Below are 10865 nucleotides of genomic sequence, written 5' to 3'. Positions count from 1 at the left end.
GTTATTTGTTTGTTTTTAGGGGAGCAAACGAGAGAAAGAAGATGAAAGCTTTTAGTTGAAAAACTAGAAGCTTTTTTCTTTAGATTCCTAAAATACTTTTGGCAATCATAAAATAAATTAAGATTCCAAAAATATCGTTACTAGTTGTAATAAAAGGTCCGGTTGCTAACGCAGGATCGATGTTCTTTTTATCTAAAATAATTGGTATAAAAGTACCAACAATAGATGCAATAATAATTACTGAAATTAATGAAATAGCTACAGTTACTCCAACTTCTATTTTAAACCCTAAGAAAAGTAATCCAGCAGACATTAAAAGAGTTGCTAGCACAAGACCATTAATTAAGCTTTGAGTAATTTCTTTGAACAATCGTTTAATTAAAGATCCTTTTAAAGTATTGTTTGCTAAACCTTGCACTATAATAGCAGAAGACTGTACGCCAACATTTCCTGCCATTGCAGCAATTAATGGTGTAAAAAAGAACAGTTCCGGATAAGTTTTCATGGCTGTTTCAAAGCCGCCTAAAATTGACACAGTAATAAATCCGCCAAATAAAGCTAAAATTAACCATGGCAAACGCGCTTTTATATGTTCCCAAATTGTATCGTTAGATTCAATATCTTGAGAAATACCAGCAGCCATTTGATAATCTTTATCAGCTTCTTCTTTTAATACATCAACAATATCGTCAATAGTAATTCTACCTAATAAAACGTTGTTATCATCTACAACTGGTATAGCTTCTAAATCGTATTTAGCCATAATTCTTGCAACTTCTTCATCATTTTCATTTACGTTTACAGAATCTACTTTTGGCTTTGAAATATCTGCAATTTTTTGATCAGATTTTGCAATAATTAAATCTTTTAAAGACAATCTTCCAACCAATTTATCTTCTTTATCTACAACGTAAATAGAGTGTACTCGAGTTACTTCTTTTGCTTGTCCTCTAATTCTTCTCATGCAACCAGCAACAGTCCAAGTTTCATATACTTTTACAAGCTCTTTTGCCATTAAAGAACCCGCAGTATTGTCTTCGTAAGAAAGTAATTCTTTAATGTCTGCAGCTAATTCATCATCATCTAAGGCTTTAATTACGCGCTTTTGACGTTCTTCAGAAAGTTCTCCAATAATATCCGCTGCATCATCAGAATCCATTTCACCAACTTCGTCTGCGATTTCTTTGGCAGAAAAACTTTCAAGTATTTTTTCACGAATATCTTCATCTAACTCTGTAAGAATTTCTGATGTTTTTTCGCTATCTAAAAGCTTGATAATATATACGGCTTCATCAAAAGTTACTTCGTCTAATACTTCTGCAATATCTGCAAAGTGAACCTCAGAAAATAAGTCGATTACTGCTTTTTCATTATTTAAAACAATAAGCTCAGAGAGGTTTTCTAAAAATTCATTGGTGATTTCAAATGCCATTTTTCGCTATTTTTGCAGTCAAATTAATGAATTCCAGAACAGATAATTGTTCTGGTCGTTTCGCAAATATAGGGTCTTCTTTTAGAGTATCCGAAAGATTGAAGGATTTTAAACTTCCACGTAACATTTTTCTTCGTTGATTAAATGCCATTTTTACAACCCTAAAAAATAGTTTTTCATCTACTGGAAGTGTATAATTTTCTTTTCTGATTAATCTAATTACACCAGAATCTACTTTTGGTGGCGGATTAAAAACGGTTGGCGGCACTGTAAATAAATACTCTACATCAAAAAAGGCCTGTGTTAAAACAGATAAAATTCCGTACACTTTACTTCCTTCTTTTTCTGCAATTCTCATCGCAACTTCTTTTTGAAACATACCAGCAAATTCTGGCACATATTTTCTGTTTTCTATCGCTCTAAAAAGAATTTGAGAAGAAATATTATATGGAAAATTACCAATAATGGCGAATTGTTCGTTATTAAATACCTTATTAATATCTTGTTTTAAAAAATCGCCTTCAATTATTGAGAATTTATTTTTACTAGTGTCTAATTTTAAATGTTCTACAAGGAAAGAACCTTTTAAATAAGCTACAGAATCATAATCAAGTTCTAGTACGGTAATTTTTGGTTTTTTCTCCAAAAGATACTTCGTTAAAACACCCATTCCAGGACCAATTTCTAATACATGATTGTACCCTTTTTCGGTAAGTGCGTCAGCAATTTTTTTTGCAACACTTTCATCAGTTAAAAAATGTTGCCCAAGATGTTTTTTTGCTCTAACGCTCATATTTAATTTTTAATTTCGTTCGAGAAAAATTCGTTAACTATTTTTAATTCTGTTCTAAAAGCCAGTACTTTATCTGCAAATTTTCGCATTCCGTCAACTTGTAATCTATCTGCATCTTCTTTGTAATAATTGTCTAAATCTTCTCTAGTTTTTGCAGTATATTGAACAGAATAAGTAATTCCGCCCATTTCTTCTTCAATTAACACCTGCGTTAATTTTGCTGAGGTAAATTTCCCAGTTGCTAAGACTTTCGGAATATGATTGTGAATCCATTCTAACCATTCTTTATGAATGCTGTTTTCTATGCTTAAAGTTACGTTATAAATATACATTTATGTGGTTGTTAATTAACAATATCTCCTCTGAGTTTTCTGTATTTTTTTCTAGCATCAACTAAATAAATACTCGAAGGATGTTCAAAAATAATCTTTTGATAATACTCAGAAGCTTTTTCCGTATTATTTAATTCATTGTAATAAATTTCTGCAATTTGATGCAGCGAATCATCCACAAAAATTCCTTCTTTATCTAAAGCAATAATTTGAGAATAATTGTTGATTGCTTTTTGAAATTGTGTCGTTTTTGTAAATAAATTTGCTTGTTTAAAGAGCGCTTCATCTTCTATTTTCTGACCTTTATAATTGGTAATTACTTTTTGTAAAGTGTCAATTGCTTGAGTATTTTTGTTTTGATATGCTAACAAATCTGCTTTTGCATACAATTGTAAACCAAGGTCTAAAGAATCTTTTGGCTGATTGTCTGAAATGATTAAAAATAAATCTAACGCATCATTCGCAATTAATTGAGTGGTAGAAGCTTTCAACACTTTTAATTGTGCAAAGGCCCATTTAAAATCGTTTTTAAAATAAGAGGTTTGCGCAACTTTAAATCGAGCTTGCTGAGCCAACGGATGATTTTTAATACTTGTTTGTACTTGAGAAAAGTAGATTAATGCACGGTTATAATTTCCAATAAAAACATGAACATCGCCTAGTTTTAATTTAATTTCTGCTTTTTGAAACTTCGATTTAGCAATTTCCATGGCGCTTGTTAAAATAGTGATTGCTTTTTCTGGTTCATTTTTCTTAAAAGTTAAGTATTCTGCATATTCTAATTGAATTTTTAAGGTTGTAGATTTTTTTCCATAACGCATAAAAATAGCTTCAAAAAGCGAATCGATATTTTCTTGGTTTGTTGCAATTGCAATTTTAACCGAATACAAGTTTGCAATTAAAATTTGATCTATAAACGGACTTTTCTCTAAAATAAAATCAAAGCATTTTTTTGCAGTATCAAAAGCGTTGTTATTGTATGAATTGTAACCTAAATCAATAATGTTTACAATATATTCTGGATTTCTATTAAACAATGCTTTTTCTTGAATAAATGCTTTTTCATATTCTTTTTGTTGGATAAAAAGCCAACTTAATAATCGATTCCAAACATCTTTTGGATTGCTAACCGATTTTTTAATCAATGCTTTTTTAAATAAAGCATTGTTGTTGTTTAATCGATCATCAGTAATATATCTGCTTGTAAATTGTTGAACAGTATTTAGGTAATTCTCATTTTTATCAATCAAATCTATGTACGATGTAAACATTTTTTCAAACGCACCTTTTTCACCATAAATCTGAGCAATTTGAAATTTATAATTTGCATTTTCATTATAAAGCATTGTTTCTTCATAAGCTAAAATTGCATAATCTAACAGTGCGTTATCATTAAATAATCTTCCAATAAAACCGCCCATTCCGTTATTTGTTTTTATAGAACTTATGGCTTTATCATAATATGTTTTTGCTATTTCTTTTTGCTGTTGTTTTTCGTAATTATAACCTAACTCAACATATAAATAAGAATGCGTTGGGTATTTTATCAAACGTTCTTTTAGTAGTTTATCAACAGTTTCAAATTGCGATGTTTCCTGATAAGAAGTAATTAACCTTTTTAAATATGTAGTGTTAAAAGGGTTTTTATCAGACAGCACTTTAAATAATTGTGTTGCTTTTTCATATTCTCCATCTCTATAATATCTTTCTGCCAACATATAATCTTCTTGCCCATAACTTAACGAGCTAAATAAGATAAAAAAGAGAATGATGGTTTTTTTCATGACATTCAAATATAAGAACAAGAACGTTAAATTTTTATTAAATCAGATGATTTCTAGAAACACAATGTAACATTTTGGCACAAAACTTGTCTATTAGATATAAGAACTAACAAAATATAGAAATTATGAGTGAATTAACTAAACAATACGAACAAGCAAAAAACAACTCTAAAGTGTTTATGCAAAACGGACAAATAGCCGCCTATTTAAATGCATTATTAGAAATGAATAAATATAAAAGATTAATGGTTGCAGTTGTTGCAAATTAAATCCCCTTTGTCTTTTAGACATTTCCCCAAAGGGGAAAGCTGAATACTGCAACTGAAAACTGTAAACTAATCAATAACGTTAAAACCACAATACGGCACTAAAACATCTGGAATTTTAATTCCATTTTCGGTTTGATAGTTTTCTAAAATTCCTGCTAAAACTCTAGGTAACGCAAGAGAACTTCCGTTTAATGTATGTGCTAACTGACTTTTTCCTTCTTTATTTTTAAAACGAAGCTTTAATCTATTTGCTTGAAAAGTTTCAAAATTTGAAGCAGAACTAATTTCTAACCATCTATCTTGCGCTGTAGAAAACACTTCAAAATCAAATGTTAATGCAGAGGTAAAACCTGTATCGCCACCACACAAACGTAAAATTCTGTATGGTAATTTTAATTCTCTTAAAATTTCTTTGATATGATCTACCATTCCGTTTAACGCATTGTAAGAATTATCAGGATGTTCTATTCTAACAATTTCTACTTTATCAAATTGATGCAATCTGTTTAAACCTCTAACATGTGCACCGTAACTTCCCGCTTCTCTTCTAAAACAAGGCGTGTAACCTGTACAAGTAATTGGAAAATCACTTACAGAAATTAAATTTCCACGAAACATATTTGTAATTGGCACTTCTGCAGTCGGAATTAAATATAAATCATCTACTGTAGCATGATACATTTGTCCGTCTTTATCTGGTAATTGCCCAGTTGCAGTTGCAGATTCTGTATTTACCAAATGTGGCACTTGCACTTCTGTGTAACCTGCTTCAATGTTTTTATCTAAAAAGTAATTGATTAATGCACGTTGTAATCTTGCACCTTTTCCTTTATAAACGGGAAATCCAGCTCCAGTAATTTTGGTTCCTAATTCAAAATCTATGATGTCGTATTTTTTTGCTAATTCCCAATGAGGTAAAGCATTTTTTCCTAAATCAGGAATAGTGCCTTCGCTAAAAATATTTTCATTGTCTTCTTCTGATTTTCCAGCTTTTACCGATGCGTGTGGTACATTCGGAATTTGATATAACAAATCTTGTAACGCACTTGCAAAACTGTTTAATTGTTCTGTTAACTCTTTAGATTGCTCTTTAAGTTGCGTTGTTTTTTCTTTTAAAAGATTAGCTTTTTGAGCTTGTCCAGATTTAAAAAGTTCACCAATTTCTTTAGAAATTGTATTAGATTCTGCTAAGATAGTGTCTAATGCTGTTTGTGTGTTTCTACGATTTTCATCAGTAGATAAAACAGCATTAATTATTGTTTCTGCATCTGCAAAATTACGTTTAGCCAAACCGTCTAAAACAGTTTGTTTGTTGTCTCTAATAAACTGAACTTGTAACATTTTTATCTTTTTTTAGAGCCACAAAGATAAAGTAACTACAACAATTTAGCAATGCCTTTTAAAGATTGTTTTCAATGTAATTTAGTGCAATTTTTTGATCTTCTTTTAGTTGTAAAATTAGTTTTTCTACAGAATCAAATTTTTCTTCATCTCTAAGAAAATATAAAACTTCTATGGTTAAATGCTGTTTGTAAAGATCTTTTTTAAAATTAAAAAAATGGATTTCAATTGTTTGGTGTTTTCCTTCTAAAGTTGGTCTAAAGCCAATATTCATCATTCCAAAAACAATTGAGTTATAAATTTTAGATTTTACAATATAAACACCCGTTTTAGGGATCAATTTATACTCTTCTTTAATACTTAAATTGGCTGTCGGAAATCCAATTTTACCGCCTAACTGTTTACCGTTTACCACAGTTCCGTTTAACATAAAATTGTAACCCAAGTATTTGTTAGCAGTTTTTATGTTTTTTTCGGATAATGCTTTTCTAATTTTTGTGGAACTTACAGCAACATCATTAATATCTTGAGCAGGAATTTCTTCTACATTAAAATTATATAAATGACTGTACTCTGTTAGTTGTTCTAAATTTCCTTCTCTGTTTTTTCCAAAATGATGATCGTAACCAATAATTAATTTTGAAGTATGTAATTGATTTACCAATACATTTCTTACAAAATCTAAAGCAGTTAATCTCGAAAACTCAATGCTAAACGGATGAATAATCAAATAATCCAAACCGGTTTTTGATAATAAATCTGCTCTTTCATCAATTGTATTGATCAATTCTATTGATACACTTTGTTGTAAAACCATTCTTGGATGCGGAAAAAACGTTAATAAAACAGATTTTTTATCCAGTTGTTTTGCTGTATTTACAACTTTTTCTATTATTTTTTGATGACCAATATGAACTCCATCAAACGTGCCAATAGTTACAACAGTACTTTCTGAATGATGATAATTAGTATGAGAATGGATTATTTCCAATGAAAAATAAATTTATGCAAAGTTACAACTTGCCTTTTTGTTTCAAAGAAAATTTGCAAAAAACAAGAACATCATTTTTACAATTTAAATTTAAAAATAGAATATCTATTTAATTTTATTAGTACTTCTTTAACAAATTCAAAAAAAATTGTACTTTGCACAATAGATAACAAATATTTTACATTATGAAAAAACTATTACTTGTTGCGTTTGCAATGTTTACCAGCGTAATTATGTTTGCTCAGACGACAGTCTCAGGAACAGTTACAGATGCTGACGGTGAGCCTTTACCGGGAGCCAATATTAAAGTTGAAAGAAAATCAGTTGGTACAAATACCGATTTTGATGGGAAATTCACAATGAAAGTAACCGATTTACCGCCTTTTAATTTAGAAATTTCTATGTTGGGTTATAAAACTCAAACTGTTGCAATTACTAAGAACAATCAAGATGTTTCGGTTTCTTTAACTGAAAATGCAACTTCTTTAGACGAAGTAGTAATATCTGCTTCTCGTACACCAGAGCGTATTATGGAATCTCCGGTTACTGTAGAAAGAATGGATATTAGAGCAATTAGAAATACTTCTTCTCCAACATTTTACGATGGTTTAGAAAATCTAAAAGGAGTTGATATAAATTCAAACAGTTTAACATTTAAATCTGTTAATACTCGTGGATTTGCAACTTTTTCTAATGAGCGTTTTATGCAATTGGTAGATGGAATGGATAATTCTTCTCCTGCATTAAATTTTGCTTTAGGAAACTTATTAGGAATGTCTGAACTAGACGTTAAAACAGTTGAATTATTACCAGGAGCATCTTCTGCACTTTACGGTGCAAACGCATTTAATGGTATTATGTTTATGACAAGTAAGTCGCCTTTCGATAGCCAAGGAATTAGCTATGTGTTAAAAACAGGTATGACAACTCAAGATGCTGCCGGAACAAATGATTATATAGATACAAGTATTAGAATGGCGTACGCGTTTTCTGATTATTTTGCTGCAAAAGCAACAGTTTCTTATTTAAAAGGTACTGAATGGTTTGCTACAGATTATAGAGATGAAATAAATCCAGCATCTACAAGTCATGCAGGAAATCCTGCTTATAACGGATTAAATGTTTATGGTGATGAAGTAGGAACAACATTAGACTGGGATGCTTTAGCGTCAGTTCCTGTAGGTACTTTAGGAACTTCTAGAGTAACTAGAACTGGATATACAGATAATGATTTAATGGACAATGATGCAAAAAGTGTAAAGTTAGGAATATCTTTAAACTATAGACCATTAGGTAATGACCGTGTAGAAGTAATTTGGAATTCTAAATACGGAACAGGTAATACAATTTATCAAGGGCAAAACAGATATAATATTAAAAACTTCTATATGTCTCAACATAAATTAGAAGTAAAAGGTAAAAACTTTTTTGTAAGAGGTTATGTAACTCAAGAAGATGCAGGAGATTCTTATGATACTCGTTTTGCAGCCATTAACATAAACAGACAATGGAAAGGTGACACACAATGGTTTCAAGAATATGCAGGTGCATATTTAGGAGCTTTTGCAGGACTTGGAGTACCAGGAATGAACCATGATGCTGCAAGAGCTTTTGCAGACAGAAATAGATTAAAGCCAGGAACACCAGGATATGCAGCAGCAAAAGCTAAAGTAACTGCAGATCCAGATTTAACAACTGGTTCTAAGTTTCAAGACAATACTAAATTATACCATGCAGATGCAAACGTAAACTTAAGAGATTATATCGATTTTGCAGATGTACAAGTTGGAGGATCTTTTAGAAAATACTCTTTAAATTCTCACGGAACAATTTTTACAGATTATGATGGACCTATTAACTATAATGAATATGGAGCTTATGTTCAGGTTCAAGAAAAATTTATGGATGATAGATTAAAAGTTACAGCTTCTGGAAGATATGACAAAGCACAAAACTTTAGTGGAAATGTTTCTCCAAGACTATCTTTAGCTTATGCTTTAGGCGAAGACAAAAATCATAACTTTAGAGCGTCTATTCAAACAGGTTTTAGAAACCCAACAACACAAGACCAATATATTGGTTTAGATGCCGGAGCAGGAATCCTAGTTGGTACTGCGGCAGATAATATAGATAGATATGAATCATCACCATATACATTAGGAATTAGCCCAGGATTAGCAGGATACATCAATGCTGTTACAGGTGGAGCAAGCGGAATAGGAACTTCAAAAGTATTAACAGGTAGAGATGCATATAGTAATTCTTGGACAGCAAGTTCTGTTGGTAAATTCTCATTAACTAAGAACCCAGCAGACTTAAAAAAATCTAATGTAAATTTAGTAAAACCAGAACATGTAACTGCTTTTGAAGTTGGATATAGAGGTTTAATTGAAGGTGTTACAATTGATTTAAATGCTTACTACAATAAATATAAAGACTTTATTGCAAGTGAAAACGTTGTTGCTCCATTATATGGTAGCGTTGGTTTAACTGATGCTGTTGATTTAGGACCAGTAACTGGAGGTGCTTTAGGAGTAACTCCAATTGCTTTAGTTGCGTTACAAAACGGAGATTATAAAGGTGTAGCTTTTGACACAAACTCTGATGCAGATATCAACTCCTATGGAGCAGGAGTTAGTGTAGCAACTAAAATTTTAAATGGTTTCGACATCAGTTTTAATTATACGTTTGCTAAGTTTAGCGAAAGCGGAGCAAGTAACCCAGATTTTGAAGCAGGATTTAACACTCCTGAGCATAAATTTAAAATGCAGTTTGGGAAATCAGATGTTCTTAAAAACTTAGGTTTTAATGTAAACTTTAGATGGCAAGATGCTTTCTTATGGGAGTCTTCTTTCTATGATGGAACAATTGATGCAAGATCAGTAATTGATGCTCAAGTAAATTATAGAATGCCAAAATGGAAATCTACTTTAAAAGTTGGTGGAGCTAATTTAGGTGGTAAAGAATACTTTAGTGCACCTGGAGTTGGTGGAATTGGTTCTCAATATTATGTTTCTTGGACAATCAATCCATAATAAAATAATGTAAAATAGTAAAAGCCTTTTGAGAAATCAAAAGGCTTTTTTTAGTGTTAAAATTAAATTGTAGACATTAAAAAACCTCTTAGAATTCTAAAAGGTTTTAATTTATTATTTGAATATTTAATTTATCCTTTTAAACTTGCGCTTAAATATTCTCTATTCATACGAGCAATGTTTTCTAAAGAAATTCCTTTTGGGCATTCAACTTCACATGCACCAGTATTTGTACAGTTACCAAAGCCTTCAGCATCCATTTGAGCAACCATGTTTAAAACACGATCTGCAGCTTCAACTTGCCCTTGAGGTAATAATGCATATTGAGATACTTTTGCCCCAACAAATAACATTGCAGAAGAGTTTTTACAAGTTGCAACACAAGCACCACAACCAATACAAGCAGCAGCATCCATTGCTTCATCAGCAGCATGCTTAGAAATTGGAATTGAATTTGCATCTTGTGTGTTACCAGAAGTATTTACAGAAATATATCCACCAGCTTGTTGTATACGCTCAAAAGAAGTTCTATCAACAACTAAGTCTTTTATTACCGGAAACGCTTTAGCTCTAAATGGCTCAATAGTAATAGTATCACCATCATTAAACATACGCATATGTAATTGACATGTTGTTACTCCACGATCTGGTCCATGCGCCTCTCCATTTATATACATAGAACACATTCCGCAGATTCCTTCTCTACAATCATGATCAAATGCTACAGGTTCTTCACCAGTATTTATTAATTGTTCGTTCAATACATCCATCATTTCTAAGAATGACATGTGTTCTGAAATTTCAGTCACTTTGTACTCAACCATTTGCCCTTTATCTTTAGCGCTTTTCTGTCTCCAGATTTTTAATGTTAAATTCATCATGTCTTTC

General features: G+C 31.1%; 9 protein-coding genes. 2 read left to right on the top strand and 7 right to left on the bottom strand.

Features of this window, described 5'->3' with window-relative positions; genetic code table 11:
• Window positions 1-79: 79 nt before the first annotated feature.
• From mgtE to ABDX67_RS00855, 4 genes are read right to left on the bottom strand one after another with little or no spacing between them, the layout of a single operon-like run.
• Entirely contained in the window at window positions 80-1432 is a 1353-nt protein-coding gene (mgtE, locus tag ABDX67_RS00870) for a magnesium transporter (RefSeq protein WP_347172813.1), read from the bottom strand.
• Window positions 1422-2225 (bottom strand): 16S rRNA (adenine(1518)-N(6)/adenine(1519)-N(6))-dimethyltransferase RsmA, encoded by an 804-nt coding sequence (gene rsmA / locus ABDX67_RS00865; RefSeq protein WP_347172812.1) that lies wholly within the window; start codon window positions 2223-2225, stop codon window positions 1422-1424. Before rsmA ends, mgtE begins: the two co-directional genes overlap by 11 nt.
• A 2-nt stretch (window positions 2226-2227) precedes the next feature.
• Window positions 2228-2557 (bottom strand): DUF4286 family protein, encoded by a 330-nt coding sequence (locus ABDX67_RS00860; RefSeq protein WP_347172810.1) that lies wholly within the window; start codon window positions 2555-2557, stop codon window positions 2228-2230.
• Between the two features lie 11 nt (window positions 2558-2568).
• Window positions 2569-4341, bottom strand: coding sequence for a tetratricopeptide repeat protein (locus ABDX67_RS00855; RefSeq protein WP_347172809.1), 1773 nt, complete (start codon window positions 4339-4341; stop codon window positions 2569-2571).
• Between the two features lie 125 nt (window positions 4342-4466).
• Here ABDX67_RS00855 and ABDX67_RS00850 point away from each other — a divergent pair, with 125 nt between their 5' ends.
• On the top strand, window positions 4467-4610 hold the full coding sequence (locus ABDX67_RS00850) for a hypothetical protein (RefSeq protein WP_347172808.1): 144 nt from the start codon (window positions 4467-4469) through the stop codon (window positions 4608-4610).
• Window positions 4611-4676: 66 nt separating this feature from the next.
• Here the strand turns inward: ABDX67_RS00850 and serS are convergent, their stop codons facing one another.
• Together serS and ABDX67_RS00840 are read right to left on the bottom strand one after the other, a co-directional pair.
• A complete protein-coding gene (gene serS, locus ABDX67_RS00845; RefSeq protein WP_347172806.1) occupies window positions 4677-5951 on the bottom strand; it encodes a serine--tRNA ligase in 1275 nt (424 codons plus the stop codon).
• Between the two features lie 58 nt (window positions 5952-6009).
• Window positions 6010-6942: a bifunctional riboflavin kinase/FAD synthetase gene (locus tag ABDX67_RS00840; protein WP_347172804.1), complete on the bottom strand. Its 933-nt coding sequence runs from the start codon at window positions 6940-6942 to the stop codon at window positions 6010-6012.
• Between the two features lie 185 nt (window positions 6943-7127).
• Here ABDX67_RS00840 and ABDX67_RS00835 point away from each other — a divergent pair, with 185 nt between their 5' ends.
• Complete coding sequence (locus tag ABDX67_RS00835) at window positions 7128-9977, top strand: TonB-dependent receptor (RefSeq protein ID WP_347172802.1); 2850 nt, start codon at window positions 7128-7130, stop codon at window positions 9975-9977.
• Window positions 9978-10108: 131 nt separating this feature from the next.
• Here ABDX67_RS00835 and ABDX67_RS00830 read toward each other — a convergent pair whose 3' ends face one another.
• Window positions 10109-10855, bottom strand: coding sequence for a succinate dehydrogenase/fumarate reductase iron-sulfur subunit (locus ABDX67_RS00830; protein WP_347173715.1), 747 nt, complete (start codon window positions 10853-10855; stop codon window positions 10109-10111).
• Window positions 10856-10865: the final 10 nt, after the last annotated feature.

The organism is Polaribacter uvawellassae (assembly GCF_039748955.1).
Lineage (GTDB): Bacteria > Bacteroidota > Bacteroidia > Flavobacteriales > Flavobacteriaceae > Polaribacter > Polaribacter uvawellassae.
Note: the sequence above shows the minus strand (reverse complement) of the source record. Positions and strands in the feature narration are given on the sequence as shown.

What these genes read in the sequence shown, in the direction of transcription:
- mgtE (WP_347172813.1), bottom strand. Translation starts at nt 1,432, where the DNA reads ATGGCATTTGAAATCACCAATGAATTTTTAGAAAACCTCTCTGAGCTT.
- rsmA (WP_347172812.1), bottom strand. Translation starts at nt 2,225, where the DNA reads ATGAGCGTTAGAGCAAAAAAACATCTTGGGCAACATTTTTTAACTGAT.
- ABDX67_RS00860 (WP_347172810.1), bottom strand. Translation starts at nt 2,557, where the DNA reads ATGTATATTTATAACGTAACTTTAAGCATAGAAAACAGCATTCATAAA.
- ABDX67_RS00855 (WP_347172809.1), bottom strand. Translation starts at nt 4,341, where the DNA reads ATGAAAAAAACCATCATTCTCTTTTTTATCTTATTTAGCTCGTTAAGT.
- ABDX67_RS00850 (WP_347172808.1), top strand. Translation starts at nt 4,467, where the DNA reads ATGAGTGAATTAACTAAACAATACGAACAAGCAAAAAACAACTCTAAA.
- serS (WP_347172806.1), bottom strand. Translation starts at nt 5,951, where the DNA reads ATGTTACAAGTTCAGTTTATTAGAGACAACAAACAAACTGTTTTAGAC.
- ABDX67_RS00835 (WP_347172802.1), top strand. Translation starts at nt 7,128, where the DNA reads ATGAAAAAACTATTACTTGTTGCGTTTGCAATGTTTACCAGCGTAATT.
- ABDX67_RS00830 (WP_347173715.1), bottom strand. Translation starts at nt 10,855, where the DNA reads ATGAATTTAACATTAAAAATCTGGAGACAGAAAAGCGCTAAAGATAAA.